36 protein-coding genes are annotated in these 23351 nt (G+C 65.2%); 2 read left to right on the top strand and 34 right to left on the bottom strand.

Annotation, left to right across the window (positions count from 1 at the left end; translation table 11 throughout):
* The first annotated feature begins 73 nt into the window (after positions 1-73).
* Complete coding sequence (locus IED13_RS11635) at positions 74-424, top strand: hypothetical protein (RefSeq protein ID WP_191124254.1); 351 nt, start codon at positions 74-76, stop codon at positions 422-424.
* A 178-nt stretch (positions 425-602) separates the two neighbouring features.
* Here the strand turns inward: IED13_RS11635 and IED13_RS11630 are convergent, their stop codons facing one another.
* The 3 genes from IED13_RS11630 to IED13_RS11620 all read right to left on the bottom strand — a co-directional run bounded on the left by IED13_RS11630 (position 603) and on the right by IED13_RS11620 (position 3622).
* Positions 603-782 (bottom strand): hypothetical protein, encoded by a 180-nt coding sequence (locus IED13_RS11630; protein ID WP_191124253.1) that lies wholly within the window; start codon positions 780-782, stop codon positions 603-605.
* Between the two features lie 99 nt (positions 783-881).
* The gene (locus IED13_RS11625) at positions 882-2189 is read right to left on the bottom strand and encodes a replication-associated recombination protein A (RefSeq protein WP_191124252.1); all 1308 of its coding nucleotides are present in this window, start codon (positions 2187-2189) and stop codon (positions 882-884) included.
* Positions 2186-3622, bottom strand: a complete 1437-nt coding sequence (locus tag IED13_RS11620) for a Do family serine endopeptidase (RefSeq protein WP_038365435.1) — start codon at positions 3620-3622, stop codon at positions 2186-2188. The genes IED13_RS11625 and IED13_RS11620 overlap by 4 nt, the downstream gene beginning before the upstream one ends.
* A 43-nt stretch (positions 3623-3665) precedes the next feature.
* On the opposite strand from IED13_RS11620, the gene IED13_RS11615 reads away from it, so the two are divergent.
* On the top strand, positions 3666-4193 hold the full coding sequence (locus IED13_RS11615; RefSeq protein WP_210323589.1) for a BLUF domain-containing protein: 528 nt from the start codon (positions 3666-3668) through the stop codon (positions 4191-4193).
* Between the two features lie 138 nt (positions 4194-4331).
* Here IED13_RS11615 and rplQ read toward each other — a convergent pair whose 3' ends face one another.
* The 31 genes from rplQ to rpsL all read right to left on the bottom strand — a co-directional run bounded on the left by rplQ (position 4332) and on the right by rpsL (position 23326).
* Positions 4332-4748 (bottom strand): 50S ribosomal protein L17, encoded by a 417-nt coding sequence (gene rplQ / locus IED13_RS11610; RefSeq protein ID WP_038365434.1) that lies wholly within the window; start codon positions 4746-4748, stop codon positions 4332-4334.
* 115 nt (positions 4749-4863) lie between these two features.
* Positions 4864-5880, bottom strand: coding sequence for a DNA-directed RNA polymerase subunit alpha (locus tag IED13_RS11605; RefSeq protein ID WP_038365432.1), 1017 nt, complete (start codon positions 5878-5880; stop codon positions 4864-4866).
* Positions 5881-5972: 92 nt separating this feature from the next.
* Positions 5973-6362, bottom strand: a complete 390-nt coding sequence (rpsK, locus tag IED13_RS11600; protein WP_038365430.1) for a 30S ribosomal protein S11 — start codon at positions 6360-6362, stop codon at positions 5973-5975.
* A gap of 176 nt (positions 6363-6538) precedes the next feature.
* Positions 6539-6907, bottom strand: a complete 369-nt coding sequence (rpsM, locus tag IED13_RS11595; protein ID WP_038365428.1) for a 30S ribosomal protein S13 — start codon at positions 6905-6907, stop codon at positions 6539-6541.
* A gap of 249 nt (positions 6908-7156) precedes the next feature.
* Positions 7157-7750, bottom strand: coding sequence for an adenylate kinase (locus IED13_RS11590; protein WP_112763126.1), 594 nt, complete (start codon positions 7748-7750; stop codon positions 7157-7159).
* Positions 7751-9091, bottom strand: a complete 1341-nt coding sequence (secY, locus tag IED13_RS11585) for a preprotein translocase subunit SecY (RefSeq protein WP_038365424.1) — start codon at positions 9089-9091, stop codon at positions 7751-7753.
* A 153-nt stretch (positions 9092-9244) separates the two neighbouring features.
* Positions 9245-9721 carry a 50S ribosomal protein L15 gene (gene rplO, locus IED13_RS11580; RefSeq protein WP_038365422.1) on the bottom strand — a complete coding sequence of 159 codons (477 nt, stop codon included), beginning with the start codon at positions 9719-9721 and terminating at the stop codon, positions 9245-9247.
* A gap of 12 nt (positions 9722-9733) precedes the next feature.
* Positions 9734-9928, bottom strand: a complete 195-nt coding sequence (gene rpmD / locus IED13_RS11575; RefSeq protein WP_038365420.1) for a 50S ribosomal protein L30 — start codon at positions 9926-9928, stop codon at positions 9734-9736.
* Positions 9929-9938: 10 nt separating this feature from the next.
* Positions 9939-10496, bottom strand: a complete 558-nt coding sequence (rpsE, locus tag IED13_RS11570; protein WP_038365418.1) for a 30S ribosomal protein S5 — start codon at positions 10494-10496, stop codon at positions 9939-9941.
* 145 nt (positions 10497-10641) lie between these two features.
* Positions 10642-11004: a 50S ribosomal protein L18 gene (rplR, locus tag IED13_RS11565; RefSeq protein ID WP_038365416.1), complete on the bottom strand. Its 363-nt coding sequence runs from the start codon at positions 11002-11004 to the stop codon at positions 10642-10644.
* A gap of 11 nt (positions 11005-11015) precedes the next feature.
* Positions 11016-11549, bottom strand: coding sequence for a 50S ribosomal protein L6 (gene rplF / locus IED13_RS11560; protein WP_038365414.1), 534 nt, complete (start codon positions 11547-11549; stop codon positions 11016-11018).
* 35 nt (positions 11550-11584) lie between these two features.
* Positions 11585-11983: a 30S ribosomal protein S8 gene (rpsH, locus tag IED13_RS11555; protein WP_038365412.1), complete on the bottom strand. Its 399-nt coding sequence runs from the start codon at positions 11981-11983 to the stop codon at positions 11585-11587.
* A gap of 13 nt (positions 11984-11996) precedes the next feature.
* Complete coding sequence (rpsN, locus tag IED13_RS11550; RefSeq protein ID WP_112763125.1) at positions 11997-12302, bottom strand: 30S ribosomal protein S14; 306 nt, start codon at positions 12300-12302, stop codon at positions 11997-11999.
* A 35-nt stretch (positions 12303-12337) separates the two neighbouring features.
* On the bottom strand, positions 12338-12904 hold the full coding sequence (gene rplE / locus IED13_RS11545; RefSeq protein WP_038365408.1) for a 50S ribosomal protein L5: 567 nt from the start codon (positions 12902-12904) through the stop codon (positions 12338-12340).
* Positions 12897-13214 carry a 50S ribosomal protein L24 gene (rplX, locus tag IED13_RS11540; protein ID WP_038365407.1) on the bottom strand — a complete coding sequence of 106 codons (318 nt, stop codon included), beginning with the start codon at positions 13212-13214 and terminating at the stop codon, positions 12897-12899. The genes rplE and rplX overlap by 8 nt, the downstream gene beginning before the upstream one ends.
* A complete protein-coding gene (rplN, locus tag IED13_RS11535) occupies positions 13214-13582 on the bottom strand; it encodes a 50S ribosomal protein L14 (protein WP_038365406.1) in 369 nt (122 codons plus the stop codon). Before rplN ends, rplX begins: the two co-directional genes overlap by 1 nt.
* Positions 13583-13791: 209 nt before the next feature.
* On the bottom strand, positions 13792-14034 hold the full coding sequence (gene rpsQ, locus IED13_RS11530) for a 30S ribosomal protein S17 (protein ID WP_038365405.1): 243 nt from the start codon (positions 14032-14034) through the stop codon (positions 13792-13794).
* 10 nt (positions 14035-14044) lie between these two features.
* The gene (gene rpmC / locus IED13_RS11525; RefSeq protein WP_112763124.1) at positions 14045-14257 is read right to left on the bottom strand and encodes a 50S ribosomal protein L29; all 213 of its coding nucleotides are present in this window, start codon (positions 14255-14257) and stop codon (positions 14045-14047) included.
* Positions 14258-14268: 11 nt separating this feature from the next.
* Positions 14269-14682 (bottom strand): 50S ribosomal protein L16, encoded by a 414-nt coding sequence (gene rplP, locus IED13_RS11520; RefSeq protein WP_038365403.1) that lies wholly within the window; start codon positions 14680-14682, stop codon positions 14269-14271.
* Between the two features lie 18 nt (positions 14683-14700).
* Complete coding sequence (gene rpsC / locus IED13_RS11515) at positions 14701-15432, bottom strand: 30S ribosomal protein S3 (RefSeq protein WP_038365402.1); 732 nt, start codon at positions 15430-15432, stop codon at positions 14701-14703.
* 10 nt (positions 15433-15442) lie between these two features.
* Complete coding sequence (gene rplV / locus IED13_RS11510; RefSeq protein WP_038365400.1) at positions 15443-15826, bottom strand: 50S ribosomal protein L22; 384 nt, start codon at positions 15824-15826, stop codon at positions 15443-15445.
* Positions 15827-15829: 3 nt separating this feature from the next.
* A complete protein-coding gene (rpsS, locus tag IED13_RS11505) occupies positions 15830-16108 on the bottom strand; it encodes a 30S ribosomal protein S19 (RefSeq protein WP_038365397.1) in 279 nt (92 codons plus the stop codon).
* 8 nt (positions 16109-16116) lie between these two features.
* Complete coding sequence (rplB, locus tag IED13_RS11500; protein WP_038365394.1) at positions 16117-16959, bottom strand: 50S ribosomal protein L2; 843 nt, start codon at positions 16957-16959, stop codon at positions 16117-16119.
* Positions 16960-16969: 10 nt separating this feature from the next.
* Positions 16970-17281 carry a 50S ribosomal protein L23 gene (locus tag IED13_RS11495; protein WP_038365392.1) on the bottom strand — a complete coding sequence of 104 codons (312 nt, stop codon included), beginning with the start codon at positions 17279-17281 and terminating at the stop codon, positions 16970-16972.
* Positions 17278-17898, bottom strand: coding sequence for a 50S ribosomal protein L4 (gene rplD / locus IED13_RS11490; protein WP_038365389.1), 621 nt, complete (start codon positions 17896-17898; stop codon positions 17278-17280). Before rplD ends, IED13_RS11495 begins: the two co-directional genes overlap by 4 nt.
* Complete coding sequence (gene rplC, locus IED13_RS11485; RefSeq protein WP_038365386.1) at positions 17898-18626, bottom strand: 50S ribosomal protein L3; 729 nt, start codon at positions 18624-18626, stop codon at positions 17898-17900. Before rplC ends, rplD begins: the two co-directional genes overlap by 1 nt.
* A gap of 69 nt (positions 18627-18695) precedes the next feature.
* Positions 18696-19004, bottom strand: a complete 309-nt coding sequence (gene rpsJ, locus IED13_RS11480; protein ID WP_038365384.1) for a 30S ribosomal protein S10 — start codon at positions 19002-19004, stop codon at positions 18696-18698.
* Between the two features lie 66 nt (positions 19005-19070).
* On the bottom strand, positions 19071-20261 hold the full coding sequence (gene tuf / locus IED13_RS11475) for an elongation factor Tu (protein ID WP_112581612.1): 1191 nt from the start codon (positions 20259-20261) through the stop codon (positions 19071-19073).
* Positions 20262-20305: 44 nt separating this feature from the next.
* A complete protein-coding gene (gene fusA, locus IED13_RS11470; RefSeq protein WP_038358289.1) occupies positions 20306-22381 on the bottom strand; it encodes an elongation factor G in 2076 nt (691 codons plus the stop codon).
* Positions 22382-22411: 30 nt separating this feature from the next.
* The gene (gene rpsG, locus IED13_RS11465; protein WP_038358287.1) at positions 22412-22882 is read right to left on the bottom strand and encodes a 30S ribosomal protein S7; all 471 of its coding nucleotides are present in this window, start codon (positions 22880-22882) and stop codon (positions 22412-22414) included.
* A gap of 72 nt (positions 22883-22954) precedes the next feature.
* Positions 22955-23326, bottom strand: a complete 372-nt coding sequence (gene rpsL, locus IED13_RS11460; RefSeq protein WP_038358286.1) for a 30S ribosomal protein S12 — start codon at positions 23324-23326, stop codon at positions 22955-22957.
* Positions 23327-23351 lie beyond the last annotated feature (25 nt).

Raw genomic sequence — 23351 nt, 5'->3', positions numbered from 1 at the left:
TCCGCCGCAATCGCCCGCTCTGTTCCGCGCCTTGGCGAAGCAGGTCGGCCGACCGACACACGGGAAGACGGATATGGCAACGAACGGGGTTTTGCGGGTGTGGCTCGGCTTCGCCTTCGCATCGGCCCTCACCATGGCCGGCTCTGCCGCAGAGGCCCAGCAAGGCCGGGCGCCGGACTGGCCGACCGAGAAATGCAACCGCTACAGAACGGCTTACGAGCAGGCATTGAATCGACAAGGCAAGTCCGGGCTGAGCCCGGATTTCCTTGCCAGCCACGATGCTTTCCTCGCAGCAAACTGCCAGGCCCGCGCCGAGGTCTGCGCGCGCAGCAAGGAGGAAGTGGCTCTCGCCAACACGCTGACGCTGATGGCGATGAATCGGGGCATGTCCGGCACGTTCCTGCCGTTCTATTGCCGGAGCTGATTTCTCTGGAGCCTGTTTGGAGATGTGAGCCCTCATCCTGAGGAGCGCCGCAGGCGCGTCTCGAAGGATGCTTCAGATGTCTCCGGAGCCTGCTGGATCATCCTCCGAGACGCCCTTCCCTCCGGAATGGCTCCTCGGGATGAGGGCTTGGGGCGTATCCAAGCGGGCCCTTGCGCCCTCAGCGCTTCAGACGCGCCCGCAGCAGCGGCAGGGCATAGAGCTCGAAGGCAATGGTCAGGACGATGAAGACCAGCGCGATCGCGAAGGCGATGATCCAGTAGGAGACGTCCTCCCGCGAGACGAACCAGCCCGCGATCACCGAGGGAACGAAAAGCAGCAGGCGTGCCAGCAGAACCATCGTCGAGATCCGTCGGATGCCATCCGCAGAAGCGGCGGATGACCTCATCTGGATCAGGTGGCCGTGAAAGACAAGCGACCGCCGCCTCGATGCCTCGCTCTAACTGCCCCGCTCCTGACGCCGCTTCTCCCAGTATTCCAGCCGCTTGCGGATTTCGCGCTCGAAGCCGCGCTCCGGCGGGTCGTAGAAATGCTGGCGGCCGAGCGCGTCGGGCCAGTAGTTCTGTCCCGAGAAGGCGTCCGGCTGGTCGTGGTCATAGGCGTAATCGGCGCCGTAGCCCTCCTCACGCATCAGCCGGGTCGGCGCGTTGAGGATGGTTTTCGGCGGCATCAGCGATCCCCGCTCCTTCGCCACCCGCACCGCCGCCTTGTAGGCGGTGTAGGCGGCGTTCGATTTCGGCGCCGTGGCGAGATAGATCACGCAATTGGCCAGCGCGAGCTCGCCTTCCGGCGTGCCGAGCTGCTCGTAGGTTTCGGCAGCCGCCCGCGCATGGAGGAGCGCCTGCGGATCGGCAAGCCCGATATCCTCCACCGCCATCCGGACCAGACGACGCGCCAGGAAGCGCGGATCCTCACCGGCATCGAGCATACGGGCGAAATAATACAGCGCCGCATCGGGATCGGAGCCGCGGATCGTCTTGTGCAGGGCCGAGATCAGGTTGTAGTGGCCGTCCTGCGCCTTGTCATAGATCGGCGCGCGACGCTGGATCACCTCCGACAGCCCATGCTCGTCGAGCATCTCGCCGGGCTTCGCCGCCCGCCAGATCTCCTCCGCCAGGGTCAGCACGGCGCGCCCGTCGCCATCGGCGAAACGGGCCAATGCCAGCCGCGCCTCCGGCGTCAGCGGCAGCTCCCGGTTCTCCAGCATCTCGGCCCGGCCGAGCAGGAAGAGCAGCGAACCCTCGTCGAGCGCCTTGAAGGTCAGGACGCGCGCCCGCGAGAGCAAGGCCGCGTTGAGCGCGAAGGACGGGTTCTCGGTCGTCGCGCCGATCAGCGTGATCGTTCCGTCCTCCATCACCGGCAGGAAGGCGTCGAGCTGGGCGCGGTTGAAGCGATGAATCTCGTCGACGAAGAGCAGCGTGCCCTTGCCGCCGAGCCGCCGGCCGCGTGCCGCCTCGAACACCCTCTTCAGGTCGGCGACGCCTGAGAAGATCGCGCTGATCTGCTCGAAGCCGAGATCGACGAGACCGGCGAGCAGCCGCGCCACCGTGGTCTTGCCGGTGCCGGGCGGCCCCCAGAAGATCAGGCTGCCGACCGTGCCGGAGGCGACGAGCCGCGTCAGCGCGCCGTCAGGGCCGGTAAGATGCTCCTGCCCGGCCACCTCGGCGAGCGTGGTCGGCCGCAGGCGGTCGGCGAGCGGGCGCGGCCCCGCCTTGTCGAGGCCGGAGGCCGAGAACAGGTCGCTCACCCGGGGAAGACCGAGGTGATCGTCTGGCCCTTGCGCGAGATCGTCACCTCCCAGGCGCGCCGGCGATCCTTGAGGATGGTCTCGACGTCGCGCGAGGTCGCCATCCGCTCGCCGTTGAGCGCCATGATGATGTCTCCCTTCTGGAAGCCGATATTGGCGCCCGCGCTGCCCTCCTCGACCTCGCCGACGACGACGCCCTCGTTCGCGGTTTCCATCGAGAGCTCCTCTGCGACGGCCGGCGAAAGATTCATCACCGTCAGCCCCGCCAGCGGCGAACGGCTGGTGAGCTTGACCGCGTCGCGCGGGCGGCTTTCCGGCGCCGCCACGAGCTTGACCGGAATCGAGATGCGGTTGCCGCCGCGCAGCACGGTCAGCATGGTCGTGCCGCCGATCGGCCGTGTCGCGAAGCGGTAGCCGAACGCCTCGGGATCGTCGACCGCTGCCCCGTCGACGGAGAGGATGACGTCGGAGCGGCGCAGGCCCGCCAGGTCCGCCGGCCCCTTCTCCACCACGCTGGCCACGACGGAGCCCGCCGGCCGGTCGAGGCCGAGCCCGTCGGCGACATCGGTCGTCAGCGCCTGCAGGCGCGCGCCGAACCACGGGCGCTTGACCGTGGTGGCACCGGCCTTGGCGCTATCGACGACGAGGCGGACCATCGCGGAAGGAATGGCGAAGCCGATGCCGACACTGCCGCCCGAGCGCGAATAGATCGCCGTGTTGATGCCGACCACCCGGCCCTTCATGTCGATCAGCGCGCCGCCGGAATTGCCCGGATTGATCGCCGCATCGGTCTGGATGAAGGACTGGGCATCGCCGACGCCGATCTGCGTGCGCGCGAGCGCCGAGACGATGCCTTGCGTCACGGTCTGGCCGACGCCGAAGGGATTGCCCATGGCGAGCACGATGTCGCCGACCTGCAGTTCATCGGTATCGGCCAGCTCGATCGCGGCGAGGTTCTTGGTATCCGCGACCTTGAGCACGGCAAGGTCGGTGCGCGCGTCGCGCAGCAGGATCTTGGCCTCGACCTCGCGCTTGTCGGCGAAGGCGACCTTGACCTCGCTCATGTTCTCGATGACGTGGTTGTTCGTCACCACGAGCCCGGCCTGCGCATCGACGATGACGCCGGAGCCGAGCGAGCGCTGCACCTGCTCGCGCGGCACGCCGAAGCCGCCATCGCCGAAGAAGCGGCGGAAGAACGGATCGTCCATGAACGGGTTCTGCGGCCGCTTCTCGACGCGGGCGCCATAGACGTTGACCACGGAGGCGGCGGTTCGCTTCACCAGCGGCGCGAAGGAGAGCGTGATCTGCTCGCGCGCCTCGGGCACCTGCCGCGCCTGGCCGAGCGCCGGCCACGGCGAGACGGCGGCACCCAGCGCACATGCGAACGCGGCGGCGGCCAGCCTCCTGCGATGTCCTGAGAAGCGTTCGATCATGCTGTCCTCGTCGTAAAACAAAAGCCGCCTGCCAAAATCGGAGTTGCAGCGGCCAGCCGGGCATCCTTCATTATACCCGTCTCGACGCTCGCAGTTCCTCACCGACATGTCGTGCAACTCATGCGGCTTCGCAAGCCACCAGGGAAAACTCATGAGCCTGATCCGGCTTGTTTATGCCAGCCACAGCCTGCTCGACGATTCAAACCGACGCGAGGAACTGGGCGAAATTCTGTCGAGCGCTCGCCGCTTCAACGAAGCAAACGACATCACCGGCTTCCTGCTCGCCACGCGCGGCGCCTTCGCGCAGGTGCTGGAAGGCGAGGCTGCTCGCCTCAGTGAAACCTATGCCCGGATCGAAGCGGACCCGCGCCATACTGGCCTGCAGGTTCTCTCTCGAGCGCCCGTCGCGGAACGTCTTTTCGCCGGCTGGACGATGGGCGTGGCCGAGCATGACGAGACCACGCAGTTCATCTTCGGGCTCTATGGCGTGACGCCGGAAACCGATCTGCCGACCCAGCCTGTCGACGCGCTGCTTGACCTCGCCGGGGAGCTGGCGCGGCGGCCGGGCTGAGAAGCGGCGGCCGGCTTTCCAGGCCTCTCTGTCTCAGAGACCGCAGCAAGCTCCCACGGCTCGCGCATCAGAACGAAGTCCGGCGAATAAAAAAGGGCGGCCCGAAGACCGCCCCTTTCAAATCAATGATTCGGCCGATCAGGCCGCTTCGTCTTCAGCCGTGAACACCGGACCGGAGTCCTTGCCCTTGGCCTCGACGTCGCGGTCGACGAACTCGATGATCGCGAGCGGGGCGTTGTCGCCGAAGCGGAAGCCCGCCTTCATGATGCGCAGATAGCCGCCATTGCGCTCCTTGTAGCGCGGGCCGAGCACCGCGAAGAGCTTGCCGACCAGCGCGATGTCCTTGATCTGGGCGATCGCCTGACGACGAGCATGCAGGTCGCCGCGCTTGCCGAGCGTGATCAGCTTCTCGACGACCGGACGCAGATCCTTCGCCTTCGGCAGGGTGGTGGTGATCTGCTCGTGCTTGATCAGGGCCTGGGCCATATTGGCGAACATCGCCTGGCGATGCTCGGCCGTGCGGTTGAAACGGCGACCGCGAAATCCGTGACGCATTGTTTGGCTCCTTCGTTGCTTACGGCCGCCGTGCCACGGTACGGCCGTTCGTTATGCTCCGGCGGGGAATAGCCGGGCGGGGTTGGCGCGGGATGCCTCCCGCGCCGGTTGAAACTCAGTAGTGCTCTTCGAAGCGCTTGGCGAGCTCTTCGATGTTCTCCGGCGGCCAGCCCTGGACGTCCATGCCCAGGTGCAGGCCCATGGTCGCCAGCACTTCCTTGATCTCGTTCAGCGACTTGCGACCGAAGTTCGGGGTGCGCAGCATCTCGCCTTCCGACTTCTGGATGAGGTCGCCGATATAGACGATGTTGTCGTTCTTGAGGCAGTTGGCCGAGCGCACCGAAAGCTCGAGCTCGTCGACCTTCTTGAGCAGCGCCGGGTTGAAGGGCAGCTGCGGCGCGGTCGAGACGGCCTCTTCCTTGCGCGGCTCCTCGAAGGTGATGAAGACGGCGAGCTGATCCTGCAGGATGCGGGCGGCGAGCGCCAGCGCGTCCTCGGGGCTGACCGAGCCGTTGGTCTCGATCGCCAGCGTCAGCGAATCCTTGTCGAGGTTCTGGCCCTCGCGGGTGTTCTCGACGCGGTAAGAGACCTTCTTGACCGGCGAGTACAGGCTGTCGACCGGGATCAGGCCGATCGGCGCGTCCTCGGGGCGGTTCTGCTCGGCCGGGACATAGCCCTTGCCGGTGTTGACCGTGAACTCCATGCGGATCTCGGCGCCCTCGTCGAGGGTGCAGAGCACGAGCTCGGGGTTGAGGATCGAGACGTCGCCGATGGTGTTGATGTCACCGGCGGTGACAGTGCCCGGGCCCGACTTGCGCAGGGTCATGCGCTTGGGACCCTCGCCCTGCATCTTGATGGCGATGGCCTTGATGTTCAGGACGATGTCGGTGACGTCCTCGCGGACGCCCGGAATCGAAGAGAACTCGTGCAGAACGCCGTCGATCTGGACGGCGGTCACGGCCGCGCCCTGGAGCGACGACAGCAGCACGCGACGGAGCGCATTGCCGAGCGTCATGCCGAAGCCGCGCTCGAGCGGACGCGCGATCACGGTGGCCTGACGCTTCGGGTCGTCTCCGACCTTCACTTCGAGCTTGTTCGGCTTGGAAAGATCCTGCCAGTTCTTGCTGATCACGACCGCACTCCTGGTGCTGAATTCATCTGGCGGCCACCGCCGCCCCGGACAGGCGCCCGCCCCTGCGGGCGCCTCTTGCAATGGACTTCGCGTCAGACGCGACGGCGCTTGCGCGGCCGGCAGCCATTGTGCGGGATCGGAGTCACGTCGCGGATCGAGGTCACGGTGAAGCCCGCGGCCTGCAGCGCGCGCAGCGCCGACTCACGGCCCGAACCCGGACCCGTCACCTCGACCTCGAGGGTGCGCATGCCATGCTCGGCAGCCTTGCGGGCGGCGTCCTCGGCCGCGACCTGCGCGGCATAGGGGGTCGACTTCCGCGAGCCCTTGAAGCCCATCGTGCCGGCCGAGGACCACGAGATCGTGTTGCCCTGCGCGTCGGTGATGGTGATCATGGTGTTGTTGAACGAGGCGTTCACATGCGCGACGCCGGAGACAATGTTCTTGCGTTCGCGACGACGGACGCGGGTGGCTTCCTTGGCCATGGTTCTCTTTCTTTCATCCTTCAGGCGCGCCCGTCATTCCAGGCGCTGGGGAGAGGTCTTCCCACCGTCATGCCCGGATTTGATCCGGGCCTCTCTGGCAGGAGAAGGCGCCAAAGGCGCCCTCATCACACGATCCTCGGGGCAAGCCCGAGGACGACGTTCGGCTCAGCCGAACATCACTTCTTCTTGCCGGCGATCGGCTTCGCCTTGCCCTTGCGGGTGCGGGCGTTGGTATGCGTGCGCTGGCCGCGGACCGGCAGCGAGCGGCGATGGCGCAGGCCGCGGTAGCAGCCGAGGTCCATCAGGCGCTTGATGTTCATCGAGACTTCGCGGCGCAGATCGCCCTCGACGAGGTAGTCGCGATCGATCGCCTCGCGGATCTGAAGCACTTCGGCGTCGGTCAGCTGGTTGACGCGACGCTCGTCGGCGATGCCGACCTTCGCGCAGATTTCCTTGGCCTTGGCGGCGCCGATGCCGTGGATGTACTGCAAGCCGATGACGACGCGCTTGCCGGTGGGAATGTTAACGCCCGCGATACGAGCCATGGTCTCTTCTCCATGTCTGCCGGGAACCCGATGGCCCCGCGGCCTGTGAAAGAAGCCCCGCGTCCGGTGGAGGCCGGCCCATGCAGGACGTTGAACGGTTCCACGCGAGAATGCGACGTCGCCCCTTCTCGCGAAGGTAACGGCATCGCTCTCATGAAACCGGATGGCGGGTCGTTAGCGACTCATGGCGCAAGAGTCAACCTGCGCCACCCAAGATTCATGCCAAGCGCCGGTGATCGCGCCAGGCCTTCAGCTCCGCGCCGTCTCCGAGAGCGCGCTCTCGATCGCCGCCGAAACATCGTCGATGGCTTGCATGCCGTCGATCGGCGTGAGCTGGCCGCGCTTCTCGTAATAGGGAGCGACCACAGCGGTATCGCGGTTATAGGCTTCGAGCCGGGTCTTGAAGACCTCCGGATCGTCATCCTTGCGCACCGGCTGCCCGGCCGCCCTCGCCTCCTCGGCGCGGCGGACGATCCGATCGACCAGCTTCGTCTGGTCGACCTTGAGCTCGAGCACGGCGTCGAGCTTCAGCCCCTTGCCCGCGAGCATCTCGTCGAGCGCCTCGGCCTGCGCCAGCGTGCGCGGAAAGCCGTCGAGGATGAAGCCCGTCTTCGCATCCGGCTCTTCGATGCGGTCGGCGACGATGCCGATCACGATCTCGTCCGAAACGAGGCCGCCGGCATCCATCACCGCCTTGGCCTTCTGGCCGACAGGCGTTCCCGCAGCCACCGCGGCGCGCAACATGTCGCCGGTCGAGAGTTGCGGAATGCCATGCTTCGCGACGATGCGCGCCGCCTGAGTGCCCTTGCCCGCCCCCGGCGGCCCCAGGAAAATCAACCGCATTTAGCGCCTCGCTCCTCGCAACTTGGCCTTCTTGACCAGCCCCTCATACTGATGGGCCAGCAGATGTCCGTGAATCTGCGCCACGGTATCCATCGTCGTCGTCACCACGATGAGCAGCGAGGTGCCGCCCAAAAGGATGATCGGGATCTGAGCATAGGTGATCATGAACTCGGGGATAAGGCAGACAATGGTCAGATAGCCCGCACCCAGAACCGTGATGCGCGTCAGCACGCGGTCGATATGCTCGGCGGTGCGCTCGCCCGGCCGAATGCCCGGCATGAAGCCGCCATGCTTCTTGAGATTGTCCGCCGTCTCGACCGGATTGAACACGATCGCGGTGTAGAAAAAGCAGAAGAAGATGATCAGCGCGACATAGAGCACCATGAACAGCGGCCGGCCATGGGCGAGATAGGTCGAGATCGTCGAGACGAAGCCGGTGCCGCCCTGCGCCTGCGAGAAGCTGGCGATCGTCGTCGGCAGCAGCAGCAGCGACGAGGCGAAGATGGGCGGGATGACGCCCGAGGTGTTGAGCTTCAGCGGCAGGAACGAGGTCTGGCCCTCATACATGCGGTTGCCGACCTGGCGCTTCGGATAATTGATCAGCAGGCGCCGCTGGGCGCGCTCCATGAAGACGCAGAAGGCGATGACGCAGATCGCCATCACCAGGATGCCGAGCAGCAGCCCGGTCGAGATCGCGCCCTGGCGGCCGAGTTCGAGGGTCTGGGCGAGCTGCGCCGGGAATTCGGCGATGATGCCCGAGAAGATGATCATCGACGTGCCGTTGCCGATGCCGCGGCTGGTAATCTGCTCGCCGAGCCAGAGCAGGAACATCGTGCCGCCGACCAGGGTGATCGTGGTCGAGAGCAGAAAGAATGGCCCGGGTTCGAGCACGAGATTGCCCGAGCCCTGCAGGCCGACGCCAATCGCATAGGCCTGGAACACGGCCAGCACCAGCGTGAGGTAGCGCGTGTACTGGTTGAGGATCTTGCGGCCCTGCTCGCCTTCCTTCTTCAGCGCCTCGAAGGTCGGGATGACGCTGGAGAGCAGCTGGACGATGATCGAGGCCGAGATGTACGGCATGATCGCCAGCGCGAAGATCGCGAGCCGGCCGACGGCGCCGCCCGAAAACATGTTGAACAGCCCGAGCACGCCGGACTGGGTCTGCTGCCGGAAGAGGTCGGCCACCGCATCCGGGTTCATGCCGGGCAGCGGGACATAGGTGCCGAGCCGGTAGACGATCAGCGCGCCCAGCGTGAACCAGATTCGCTTCTTGAGTTCGTCCGCCTTGGCGAGCGCCCCGAAGTTGAGGTTTGCCGCTAGCTGTTCAGCCGCCGATGCCATGCGCCGGATCCCTGGGTCTCAGTCGATATTGAAGCACGCCGTCGGCTGAAATCGCGGAGCGTTTTCCAGGGGCGCACTGTGCGTCAAACAGTCGAACGGCGGCCAAGGCGCATGGCCCGGCCGCCGTTCGCAAACGTCATGTAGTCGTTCGGATCACGCCTGTGAAGCGGCGGCCAGAATCTTGATCGAACCGCCGGCCTTCTCGATCGCGGCGACGGCCGACTTGGACGCGCCGGCAACCTCGAAAGCGAGCTTGGTCTTGAGCTCGCCGACGCCCAGGATCTTGACGCCGTCCTTGGCCTGGCGGGTGATGACGCCCGCGGCGACGAGCGCCTCGATGGTCACCGCGCCCTTGGCGTCGAGCTTGCCCGCCTCGACAGCCTGCTGGATGCGACCGAGGTTCACCTCGTTCAGATCCTTGGCGAAGAGGTTGGTGAAGCCGCGCTTCGGCAGGCGACGATACAGCGGCATCTGGCCGCCTTCGAAGCCCTTGACCGCCACGCCGGCGCGAGCCTTCTGGCCCTTGACGCCACGCCCGCCGGTCTTGCCCTTGCCGGAGCCGATGCCGCGGCCGACGCGGATGCGCGACTTGGCCGCGCCTTCGTTGTCACGAATCTCGTTGAGTTTCATGTGTCGCCCTCCTCAATTCGCGTCGACGACGCGCACGAGGTGCTTGACCTTCTCGACCATGCCACGCACCGCGGGGGTGTCCTGGAGGGTCGAGCGGCGGCGGATCTTGTTCAGGCCGAGACCGATCAGGGTCTGGCGCTGGGTGGCGTCGCGGCGGATCGGGGAACCGATCTGCTCGACGATGAGAGTCTTCTCAGCCTTTGCCATCGAACCCTCCTCACGCTTCCGCGGCCGCATCCGTGCCGGCATCGCGGCGACGGGTCTGCAGGGCCGAAACCTTGAGCGAGCGACGGGCCGCGACCGAGCGCGGGCTGTCCTCGTTCTTCAGCGCGTCGAACGTGGCGCGCACGAGGTTGTACGGGTTGGAGGAGCCGAGCGACTTCGACACGACGTCCTGCATGCCGACCGCCTCGAAGACGGCGCGCATCGGGCCGCCGGCGATGATGCCGGTACCGGCCGGAGCCGCGCGCAGCACGACCTTGCCGGCGCCGTGGCGGCCCTGCACGTCGTGATGGAGGGTACGGCCCTCGCGCAGCGGGATGCGGACGAGACCGCGCTTGGCGGCTTCCGTCGCCTTGCGGATCGCCTCGGGAACTTCACGGGCCTTGCCGTGGCCGAAGCCGACGCGGCCCTTCTGGTCACCGACGACGACGAGTGCGGCGAAGCCGAAGCGACGACCACCCTTCACCACCTTGGCGACGCGGTTGATGTGGACGAGCTTATCCACGAATTCGGAATCTTCGCTATCCCGACGCTCACGCGGCTCTCTAGCCATCTCTACCTCTTACTTGCGCGGTCGAAGCTCGAAGCCTCGCCGCTCGCTCGAGCAAATCCCCGCGAGCCTCATTGCCGCGGGGAAGCCTGAAAACGAGTGCCGCCGGGACGACGCGCGAGCGCCGTCCCGGCGAAACCCGGTATCCTCAGAAGCTGAGGCCGCCCTCGCGGGCCGCCTCGGCCAGGGCCTTGACGCGGCCATGGTACATATAGGGACCACGGTCGAAGACCACGTCCGTTACGCCGGCCTTGACCGCACGCTCGGCGACGAGCTTGCCGATCTGGCCGGCCGCCTCGACATTGGCGCCGGACTTGATCTGGGCACGCACGTCCTTGTCCATCGACGAGGCGGAAGCGAGGGTGACCCCCTTCACGTCGTCGATGACCTGGGCGTAGATCTGCTTGCCGGTGCGGTGCACCGAGAGGCGCGGGCGGCCATTGGCGACCGCCTTGATCGCGCGGCGGACGCGGGCCTTGCGGCGCGCAGTCACATCGTTCTGCTTGCTCATGGCTGGCGTCCTTACTTCTTCTTGCCTTCCTTGCGGAAGATGAACTCGCCGGCGTACTTGACGCCCTTGCCCTTATAGGGCTCGGGGCCGCGATAGTCGCGGATTTCCGCGGCGGTCTGGCCGACGACCTGCTTGTCGATACCGACGACGACGATCTCGGTCGGCTTCGGCGTCGTGATCGCGACACCGGCCGGGATTTCATAGTCGATGTCGTGGCTGTAGCCGAGCGACAGCTTCAGCACCTTGCCAGCGACAGCGGCCTTGTAGCCGACGCCGTTGATCTCGAGGCGCTTCTCGAAGCCGGCGGTGGTGCCGATCACGAGGTTGTTGATGCGGGCACGCGAGGTGCCCCAGAGCGCGCGGGCGCGCTTCGACTGCGAGCGCGGCTGAACCGCGATCGAGCCGTTCTCCATGGCAACCGAGACGTCCTCGGGAACCTCGAAGGAGAGCTCGCCCTTCGAGCCCTTGACCTTGACGAGCTGGCCGGTGACCGAGGCGGTGACGCCCGCGGGAACCGAAACCGGCTTCTTTCCGATACGAGACATTGGATCTCTCCTGAAGATGAGCGGCGCCTGTCGGGTCAGAAGACCCGGCAGAGCACTTCGCCGCCCACGTTCTGCTCGCGGGCCACATGATCGGCCATCACACCCTTCGGCGTCGAGACGATCGTCACGCCGAGGCCGTCGGCCACGCGCGGCATGGTCTCGACCGACGAATAGACGCGGCGGCCGGGCTTCGAGACACGCGAGATCGACCGGATGACCGGCTGGCCCTCGTGATACTTCAGCTCGATGTCGAACTCGGTCCGGCCGTTGCCGAACTCGGTCGTCGAGTAGCCGCGGATGTAGCCTTCGGTCTGGAGCACGTCCAGAACGCGGGCCCGCAGCTTCGAGCCGGGGGTGGACACGCGGGTCTTGCGACGCATCTGCGCATTGCGGATGCGGGTCAGCAGATCGCCGAGCGGATCAATGATTGTCATTGTCCTGTCCTCCTCACCAGCTCGACTTCACGAGGCCAGGAACCAGCCCCTTGTTGCCGAGTTCACGCAGCGCGACACGCGACATCTTGACTTTGCGATAGAAGGCGCGCGGACGGCCCGTCACCTCGCAGCGATTGCGGATGCGGTTCTTCGCCGAGTTGCGCGGCAGTTCGGCAAGCTTCAGGCGAGCAAGGAAGCGCTCGTCCATCGGCTGGCTTTCGTCATTGGCGATCGCGAGAAGACGAGCCCGGCGGCCGGCGAATTTCTTCACCAGCTTCCTGCGACGCTCGTTGTTCTCGACGGAGCTTTTCTTAGCCATCGATCTCTCCTGGTTTCCGCGTTTGAACGGTCAGTTCACTGCCGGAACGGGAAGTTGAAGTGCTTGAGCAGAGCGCGTGCCTCGTCATCCGACTTCGCAGTCGTGCAGACGATCACGTCCATGCCCCAGACCTGGTCGACCTTGTCGTAGTTGATCTCGGGGAACACGATATGCTCCTTGATCCCGAGCGCGAAATTGCCGCGCCCGTCGAACGACTTCGGGTTCAGGCCCCGGAAGTCGCGCACGCGCGGCAAAGCGATGGTGACGAGCCGGTCGACGAACTCGAACATCTTGGTCTTGCGCAGCGTGACCTTGCAGCCAACCGCCATGTTCTCGCGCAGCTTGAAGCCGGCGATCGCGAGGCGGGACTTGGTGATAACCGGCTTCTGGCCGGCGATGAGGGCGAGATCGCCCGCAGCGTTGTCGACCTTCTTGCGGTCGGCCGTGGCTTCACCAACGCCCATGTTGATGACGACCTTCTCGATGGTCGGCACTTCCATGACGTTCTTGTAGCCGAATTCGGCGATCATCGCGGGACGGACGACGTCCTCGTAATGCTTCTTCATGCGCGGCGAGAGAGCCGCCTGCTGAGCCTCAGCCATCGATCAGATCCCCCGAACGCTTGGCGAAACGAACCTTGCGGCCGTCTTCGAGCACCTTGAAACCAACGCGGGTCGCCTTGCCGTCCTTCGGATCGGCGACAGCGATGTTCGACAGGTCGATGGTGGCCTCTTTCGAGATGATGCCGCCCTCTGACGTCTGCGACTGCTTGGTGTGGCGCTTGACGAGATTGACGCCACGCACGACGGCGCGAGCATCCTTCGGCATGACCTGCAGCACTTCGCCGGTCTTGCCCTTGTCACGACCAGCGAGCACGACGACCTTGTCGCCCTTCTTGATCTTCGCAGCCATCACAGCACCTCCGGCGCCAGCGAGATGATCTTCATGTGGTTCTTGGCGCGCAGCTCGCGCGGAACCGGTCCGAAGATACGCGTGCCGACGGGCTCCTTCTGGTTGTTGATCAGCACGGCCGCATTGCGGTCGAAGCGGATCACCGAACCGTCCTGGCGCTTGACGTCCTTGGCGGTGCGAACGACGACCGCCTTCATGACGTCGCCCTTCTTCACGCGACCGCGCGGAATGGCTTCCTTGATCGAGACGACGATGATGTCGCCGATGCGGGCATAGCGCCGCTTCGACCCGCCGAGAACCTTGATGCACATCACGCGACGGGCGCCCGAATTGTCGGCGACGTCGAGATTCGTCTGCACCTGGATCATGGCCTTGATCCTTCCAATCTGTGTATCAGCGCGGTTTCCCGGCCAGCATCAGCGCTGGCGGGGACTACGACTGACGGGGGTCGATCGCCCCCTGGCCTCAAAACAAACACGGTCCGCAAAAGTGGTTTCCACCTTTGCGGAAAAACATGTCCGGCTTCTTTCCTGCCCCGCCCTGCCCCTGATTCGGGGCTGGGCGAAGCCGGCTCGACTCACGCCTTGGGGGCGCCTTCGAGCACAACCCAGCTTTTCAGCTTGGAAATCGGCTTGGACTCCTCGATCCACACCGTGTCGCCGATCTTGAACGAACCCGCCTCGTTGTGGGCGTGATAGTTCTTGGTGCGGCGAACCGTCTTCTTGAGGAGCGGGTGCGTATAGCGCCGCTCGACCTTCACCACAACAGTTTTGTTCTGCTTGTCGCTGACGACGACGCCCTGCAGTACGCGCTTAGGCATGATTCTCTCCTCACGCGCTCGCTGCGACGGTCTTCGACCGCTGCAGCGTCTTGATGCGGGCGATGTCCTTGCGCAGTTCGGTGACACGCGCGGTGTTCTCGAGCTGCCCGGTCGCCTTCTGGAAGCGCAGGTTGAACTGCTCCTTCTTCAGCTTGAGCAGCTCATCCTGGAGTTGGTCCGCGCTCATGACCGTGAGGTCGGACAGACGCTTGGTGATTTTCATGTCAGCCTCCCTTACTCGGCGATGCGCTGGATGAAGCGGGTCTTGATCGGCAGCTTGGCGGCGCCGAGACGGAGCGCCTCGCGGGCGATCTCCTCGGACACGCCGTCGAGCTCGAACATGATCCGGCCCGGCTTGACCTTGGCCGCCCAGAATTCGGGCGAACCCTTGCCCTTACCCATGCGGACTTCGGTCGGCTTCTTGGAAACCGGCACGTCCGGGAAGATGCGGATCCAGACACGGCCGACGCGCTTCATGGCGCGGGTGATCGCGCGGCGGGCCGCCTCGATCTGCCGAGCGGTGACGCGCTCGGGCTCCTGGGCCTTCAGGCCGAACTGGCCGAAGTTGAGGTCCGTGCCGCCCTTGGCGACGCCGGAGATGCGTCCCTTGAACTGCTTGCGGAACTTGGTGCGTTTTGGTTGCAGCATGGCTCTTCTCGATCAGCCTTACGCAGCCTGCTCGCGACGATCGCGATCGCGGTGATCGCGGTCACGGCCGCCGGAACGGCTGCCCTCGTCGGAAAGGCGCTTGTCCTGGGCCATCGGGTCATGTTCCAGGATCTCGCCCTTGAAGATCCAGACCTTGATGCCGCACGTCCCGTAGGTCGTGAAGGCGGTAGCGACGCCGTAATCGACATCGGCGCGCAGCGTATGCAGCGGCACGCGGCCCTCGCGGTACCATTCGAGACGGGCGATCTCGGCGCCGCCGAGACGGCCCGAGCAGTTGATGCGGATGCCCTCGGCGCCCAGACGCATCGCCGACTGCACGGCGCGCTTCATGGCACGACGGAAGGCGACACGACGCTCGAGCTGCTGGGCGATCGAGTCGGCGACGAGCGTCGCGTCGATCTCGGGCTTGCGCACCTCGACGATGTTGATCGTCACGTCGGCCTTGGTGAGCTTCGAGACCTCCTTGCGGAGCTTCTCGATGTCGGCACCCTTCTTGCCGATCACCACGCCCGGACGCGCCGAATGGATGGTGACGCGGCACTTCTTGTGCGGACGCTCGATGATGATCTTCGAGACGGCAGCCTGCTTCAGCAGCTTCATGAGCGCGGCGCGGATGGCCATGTCTTCATGCAGCAGCTTGCCGTACTCGCCCTTGTTGGCGAACCAACGCGAGTCCCAGGTCCGGTTGATGCCGAGGCGAAGGCCGATCGGATTGATTTTCTGACCCATCGTTCTCTCCTCAGGCCTGCGCGGCAGCCTGCTCGCGCACCACGATCGTGATGTTCGAGAACGGCTTCATGATACGGGCGCCACGGCCGCGGGCGCGGGCATGGAAACGCTTCATGACGAGCGCCTTGCCGACGAACGCCTGGGCGACGACGAGATCGTCGACGTCGAGATCATGGTTGTTCTCGGCGTTGGCGATCGCGCTCTGCAGGCACTTGCGAACGTCGTTCGCGATGCGCTTGCGCGAGAACTCGAGATCGGCGAGCGCCGTCGCGACCTTCTTGCCACGGATGAGCTGAGCGACGAGGTTCAGCTTCTGCGGCGAGACGCGCAGGTTGCGGGCGACCGCAAGCGCTTCGTTCTCGGGCAGCGCACGGGGGGCGGATGCTTTACCCATGGCTTACTTCCTCTTCGCCTTCTTGTCGGCGGCATGGCCGTGGAAGGTGCGCGTCGGCGAGAACTCGCCGAACTTGTGGCCCACCATCTCCTCGGACACGGACACCGGCACATGCTTCTGGCCGTTGTAGACGCCGAACGTCAGACCGACGAACTGCGGCAGGATCGTGGAGCGGCGGCTCCAGATCTTGATGACTTCACTACGAGCCGAGGTCCTGGCGACCTCGGCCTTCTTCAGGAGGTATCCGTCGACAAACGGACCTTTCCAAAGCGAACGCGCCATGACGGACCTCAGTTCTTCTTCTTGCGGGCGTGACGGCTCGACACGATGAACGTATCGGTCCGCTTGTTCGAGCGGGTCTTCTTACCCTTGGTCGGCAGACCCCACGGCGTGACCGGATGACGGCCACCGGAGGTGCGGCCTTCACCACCGCCATGCGGATGGTCGACCGGGTTCATCGAGACGCCGCGGTTATGCGGACGGCGGCCGAGCCAGCGCGAGCGACCCGCCTTGCCGTCGTTGCGGTTCATGTGATCCGGGTTCGAAACCGCGCCGACCGTGGCGTAGCACAGACCCGAGATCAGGCGCTGCTCGCCCGAGTTCAGGCGGACGATGACATAGCCCTGGTCGCGGCCGACGATCTGGGCGTAGTTGCCCGCGGACCGCGCCAGAGCGCCGCCCTTGCCGATCTTCAGCTCGACATTGTGGACGATCGTGCCGATCGGCAGCGAGCCCATCGGGGCCGCGTTACCGGGCTTCACGTCGACATTGTCACCTGCGACGACCGTGTCGCCGACAGCCAGGCGCTGCGGCGCCAGGATGTAGGCCTGCTCGCCGTCCTGATAGGTGATCAGGGCGATGAACGCCGTACGGTTCGGATCGTACTCGATCCGGTCCACGGTCGCCGGGATGCCGGCCTTGCCACGACGCTTGAAGTCGAGCAGGCGCAGCGTGCGCTTGTGGCCACCGCCGCGGAAGCGGACGGTGATGCGGCCGAGGTTGTTGCGGCCGCCCGAGGACGACTTGCCCTCGGTCAGCTTCTTGACCGGCTTGCCCTTGTAGAGCTCGCTGCGGTCGACGATCACGAGCTGGCGAAGGCTCGGCGTGATCGGCTTGAAGTTCTTCAAAGCCATGATGCTTCCCTCACAGGCCCGTGGTCACGTCGATCGAGTGGCCCTCTTCGAGGGTCACGACCGCTTTCTTGACGTCCGAGCGCTGGCCGAGCCGGCCCCGGAAGACCTTGAGCTTGCCTTCGGTGACGATCGTGTTGACGCTCTTCACCTTGACGTCGAACAGCTTCTCGACAGCGGCCTTGATCTGCGGCTTCGTCGCGGTCTTGGCGACCTTGAACACGACCTTGTTGTGCTCCGAGAGCATGGTCGCCTTCTCGGTGATGACCGGCGCCACGATCACATCGTAGTGGCGCGGGTCGAGGTTCTTGCCGGACTGGCTCATTTGAAGCGCGCCTCCAGCGCATCGACAGCTGCGCGCGTCAGGACGAGCTTGTCGCGACGCAGGATGTCATAGACGTTGATGCCCTGGACCGGCAGCACGTCGACATTCGGGATCGAGCGAGCGGCCAGGCCGAAGTTCGTATCGATTTCGGCGCCGCCGATGATCAGCGCGCTCGACAGGTCGAGCTTGCCGAAATGGCCGAGCAGCACCTTGGTCTTCGGCTCAGAGAGCGTGGCATCGTCGATGACGATGATGCCGGCATCCTTCGCCTTGGCCGAGAGCGCATGGCGCAGGGCCAGCGCGCGGACCTTCTTCGGCAGCTCATGGCCATGGTCGCGCACGACCGGACCGAAAGCCTTGCCGCCGCCGCGGAACTGCGGAGCCGAAGCCGCGCCGTGGCGAGCGCCGCCGGTGCCCTTCTGCTTGTAGATCTTCTTGCGGGTGCGATCGACTTCCGAGCGGCCCTTGGACTTGTGCGTGCCGGCGCGGCGCTTGGCGAGCTGGTAGCGCACCATGCGGGCGAGCAGGTCGGCGCGCGGCTCGAGGCCGAACACGGCGTCGGAGAGCTCGACCGAACCGGCCGCCTTGCCCTCAAGAGTGGTGATATCGAGTTTCATCACGCGTTCTCCTCAGCCTGGGCCGCAGGAGCCTCTTCCGCCTTGGCCTCGCCGGAAACCTTGAACTTGCCCGGCAGCGGCGCATCCTTCGGCAGGGCGCGCTTGACGGCGTCACGGACATGGATCCAGCCGCCGGCGACGCCGGGAACGGCGCCCTCGACGAGGATCAGGCCGCGCTCGGCATCCGTCTGGACGACGCGCAGGTTCTGCGTGGTGACACGCTCGGCGCCGAGATGGCCCGGCATCTTCTTGTTCTTGAAGGTCTTGCCCGGATCCTGGCGACCACCGGTCGAACCGATCGAACGATGCGAGACCGAGACGCCGTGCGTGGCGCGCAGGCCGCCGAAGTTCCAGCGCTTCATGCCGCCGGCGAAGCCCTTGCCGGTGGTGGTGCCGGAGACGTCGACGAACTGGCCGACGACGAAGTGGTCGGCGGTCAGCTCGGCGCCGACCGGGATCAGCGCGTCATTGCTGACGCGGAACTCGACGATCTTCTGCTTCGGCTCGACCTTGGCGACGGCGAAGTGGCCGCGCTGCGCCTTCGAGACGTTCTTGACCTTGGCCAAGCCCGACCCGAGCTGCACGGCGACATAGCCGTTCTTCTCGATCGTGCGATGCGCGACGACCTGGCAGTTGTCGAGCTTCAGCACGGTGACCGGAATGTGCTCCCCGGCATCGGTGAAGATGCGGGTCATCCCGACTTTCTGTGCAATCACACCGGAACGCATCGGTGCATACCTTCCCTTGGGGTCATGTCCATCCGGGGATACCGGAAACAGAGGACCCGTTTAATCGGATCAGAGCTTGATTTCGACGTCGACGCCGGCGGCGAGATCGAGCTTCATGAGGGCGTCGACCGTCTGGGGGGTCGGATCGACGATGTCGAGAACCCGCTTGTGGGTCCGCATCTCGAACTGCTCGCGCGACTTCTTGTCGATGTGCGGCGAGCGGTTGACCGTGAACTTCTCGATGAGCGTGGGCAGCGGGATCGGCCCGCGAACCTGGGCGCCCGTCCGCTTTGCAGTCGACACGATCTCGCGCGTCGAAGCATCGAGGACACGGTGATCGAACGCCTTGAGGCGGATCCGAATGTTCTGACCGTTCATGGTCTTTGTTCTCCGTGACGTGAAAAGGCGAAGGCCCGAAGGGCCCTCGCCCCTCACGAAAACGCGTTACGCGATGATCGAGGCGACGACGCCGGCGCCGACGGTACGACCGCCTTCGCGGATGGCGAAGCGCAGCTTCTCTTCCATCGCGATCGGGGCGATCAGCGTCACCTCCATCGAGATGTTGTCGCCCGGCATCACCATCTCCGTGCCCTCGGGCAGCGTCACCACGCCGGTCACGTCCGTCGTGCGGAAGTAGAACTGCGGGCGGTAGTTGGTGAAGAACGGCGTGTGACGGCCACCCTCTTCCTTCGTCAGGATGTAGGCCTCGGCCTTGAACTTCGTGTGCGGCTTCACCGAGCCCGGCTTGCACAGCACCTGGCCGCGCTCGACGTCCTCACGCTTCGTGCCGCGCAGCAGCGCGCCGATGTTGTCGCCGGCCTGGCCCTGGTCGAGCAGCTTGCGGAACATCTCGACGCCCGTCACCGTCGTCTTCACGGTGTCCTTCAGGCCGACGATCTCGATTTCCTCGCCGACCTTGACGATGCCGCGCTCGACGCGGCCGGTCACCACCGTGCCACGGCCCGAGATCGAGAACACGTCCTCGACCGGCATCAGGAACGGCTGGTCGATCGGACGCTCCGGCTGCGGGATGTAGTCGTCGACCGTCTTCATCAGCGCGATCACCGCGTCATGGCCGATTTCCGGCGTGACGTTGTCGAGAGCGGCCTTGGCCGAGCCCTTGGTGATCGGAATGTCGTCGCCGGGGAAGTCGTACTTCGAGAGGAGCTCGCGGATCTCCATCTCGACGAGCTCCAGCAGCTCGGCGTCGTCGACCAGGTCGACCTTGTTCATGAACACCACCAGCGCGGGAACGCCGACCTGGCGCGCCAGCAGGATGTGCTCGCGGGTCTGCGGCATCGGGCCGTCGGCAGCCGACACCACCAGGATCGCGCCGTCCATCTGCGCCGCACCCGTGATCATGTTCTTCACATAGTCGGCGTGGCCGGGGCAGTCGACATGCGCATAGTGACGCGCCGGGGTCTCGTACTCGACGTGAGCCGTCGAGATCGTGATGCCGCGGGCCTTCTCTTCCGGCGCCTTGTCGATCTGGTCATACGCCGTGAACGACGCACCGCCCGACTCAGCCAGAACCTTCGTGATCGCAGCCGTCAGCGACGTCTTGCCATGGTCAACGTGACCAATCGTTCCAATGTTGCAGTGCGGCTTCGTCCGCGAAAACTTCTCTTTGGCCATGGTAGCCTCCGTCCAATCTCTCAGTGTTCAGTCGAAGGTTCGGGTCAGGCGTACTTGGCCTGAACCTCGGCGGCGACCGCCGAGGGAACCTGCTCATAGTGGTCGAACTGCATCGTGTAGTTCGCGCGGCCCTGCGAGAAGGAGCGCAGCTGGTTGACGTAGCCGAACATGTTCGCCAGCGGCACCATCGCGTTGATCACGACGGCGTTGCCGCGCATGTCCTGGCCCTGGATCTGGCCACGACGCGAGTTCAGGTCGCCGATGACCGAACCGGTGTAGTCTTCCGGGGTCACGACCTCGACCTTCATGATCGGCTCGAGCAGCACGGAGCCGCCCTTCTGCAGACCTTCGCGCAGCGCTGCACGGGAAGCGATTTCGAAGGCGAGCGCCGACGAGTCGACTTCGTGGAAGGCGCCGTCGATCAGCGTGACCTTGACGTCCACGACCGGGAAGCCGGCGAGAACGCCTGAGCCGATGACCGAGTTCAGGCCCTTCTCAACGCCGGGGATATACTCCTTCGGCACCGAACCGCCGACGACCTTCGACTCGAACTCGAAGCCCTTGCCGGTCTCGTTCGGCTCGATGACGAGCTTGACGCGGGCGAACTGGCCCGTACCACCGGTCTGCTTCTTGTGGGTGTAGTCGATCTCGGCCTTCTTGGTCAGCGTCTCGCGATACGCAACCTGGGGCGCGCCGATATTGGCGTCGACCTTGTAGGTGCGCTTCAGGATGTCGACCTTGATGTCGAGATGGAGCTCGCCCATGCCCTTCAGGATGGTCTGGCCGCTCTCCTGGTCGGTCGACACGCGGAAGGACGGATCCTCGTTCGCGAGCTTCGACAGGGCGAGGCCCAGCTTCTCCTGGTCGGCCTTGGACTTCGGCTCGATCGCGATCGTGATGACCGGCTCGGGGAACTCCATGCGCTCCAGGATCACCGCATGGGTGGGATCGCAGAGCGTGTCGCCGGTGCGGACGTCCTTGAGGCCGGCCAGGGCGACGATGTCACCAGCATAAGCCTCCTTGATGTCCTCGCGGTTGTTCGCATGCATCAGCAGCATGCGGCCAACGCGCTCTTTCTTGTCGCGGGTCGAATTGATGACGCCCTGACCCGCCTCGACCTTGCCCGAATAGATGCGGCAGAAGGTGATGGTGCCGACGAAGGGGTCGTCCATGATCTTGAAGGCAAGCATGGAGAACGGATCTTCGTCCGTCGGGTTGCGGGTGGTCGGCTCTTCGGTCTTGAAGTCGATGCCTTCGACGGCGCCGCGATCGACCGGCGACGGCAGGAAGTCCACGACCGCGTCGAGCAGGGGCTGCACGCCCTTGTTCTTGAAGGCCGAGCCGCAGAGGACCGGGTGGAAGGCGCGGCGCTGAACGGCCGTGCGGACGAGCTTGCGCAGCGTCTCGGCGTTCGGCTCGGTGCCGTCCAGATAAGCTTCCATCGCGGCGTCGTCCATCTCGACGGCGGCCTCGACGAGCTTCGAGCGATACTCGGCAGCCTTGTCGGCGAGATCGGCCGGGATGTCCTTCTCCTCGAAGGACGCGCCGAGCGCTTCGCCGTTCCAGACGATCGCCTTCATCTTGATCAGGTCGATCACGCCGACGAAGTCGGATTCGGAGCCGATCGGGATCTGCAGGCAGACGGGCTTGCCGGCGACGCGGTCGATGATGTCCTGGACGCAGCGATAGAAATCGGCGCCGATCTTGTCCATCTTGTTGACGAACACGATACGCGGGACGTCGTACTTGTCGGCCTGGCGCCAGACGGTCTCGGTCTGGGGCTCGACGCCCTGGTTGCCGTCGAGCACGCAGACGGCACCGTCGAGCACGCGCAGCGAACGCTCGACCTCGATGGTGAAGTCGACGTGGCCGGGGGTGTCGATGATGTTCAGGCGGTTGTCGCGCCAGAAGCAGGTCGTCGCGGCGGACGTGATCGTGATGCCGCGCTCCTGCTCCTGCGTCATCCAATCCATCGTGGCGGCGCCATCATGGACTTCGCCGATCTTATGCGACTTGCCGGTGTAGTAGAGGATACGCTCGGTCGTCGTCGTCTTGCCCGCATCGATGTGGGCCATGATGCCGAAGTTACGATAATGATCGATCGGATGAGAACGGGCCATGGTCGTGTGTCCTGAAGTCCGGGCTTCCGCTTACCAGCGGTAGTGCGAGAAGGCGCGGTTGGCTTCCGCCATCCGGTGCGTGTCTTCACGCTTCTTGACGGCGTTGCCGCGGTTGTTCGCAGCATCCATCAGCTCTGCCGAGAGACGCTCGACCATCGTCTTGTCGTTGCGGCCACGCGCGGCCGAGATCAGCCAGCGGATCGCCAGCGCCTGACGGCGCTCGGTGCGAACCTCGACCGGAACCTGGTAGGTCGCGCCGCCGACGCGGCGGGAACGGACCTCGATCGCCGGAGCGACGTTCTCGAGCGCCGACTTGAAGACGCCGAGCGGCTCGCTCTTGGTCTTGGCCTCGATGATGTCGAAGGCACCGTAGACGATCCGCTCGGCGGTCGACTTCTTACCTTCGTACATCACGGAGTTCATGAACTTCGTGACGACGATATCGCCGAACTTGGGGTCCGGGATAACTTCGCGCTTTTCGGCACTGTGGCGGCGGGACATCGTCTAGTCTCCGGTCAAATCTTCAACGCGGCGGATCGGCCTGGGCTCATCGCCCGGCCGATCTGGCCGAACTCACTTGGGACGCTTGGCGCCGTACTTCGAACGGCGCTGCTTGCGGTTCTTGACGCCCTGCGTGTCGAGCACACCGCGCAGGATGTGATAGCGCACGCCGGGAAGGTCCTTGACGCGGCCGCCGCGGATCATCACCACCGAGTGTTCCTGAAGGTTGTGACCTTCACCCGGGATGTAACCGATCACCTCGAAGCCGTTGGTCAGACGAACCTTGGCGACCTTGCGGAGCGCGGAGTTCGGCTTCTTCGGGGTCGTCGTATAGACACGCGTGCAGACGCCGCGCTTCTGCGGGCACGACTCGAGCGCCGGGGCGGTGTTACGCGCCTTCACGGGCGAGCGCGGCTTGCGGATGAGCTGGCTGATTGTCGGCATTCTGGCCTCTCGCCCCACTGAGCGT

The organism is Allobosea spartocytisi (genome assembly GCF_014764685.1).
Lineage (GTDB): Bacteria > Pseudomonadota > Alphaproteobacteria > Rhizobiales > Beijerinckiaceae > Allobosea > Allobosea spartocytisi.
The sequence above is the reverse complement of the archived record's forward strand: the minus strand, read 5'-3'. Positions and strand labels throughout refer to the sequence as shown.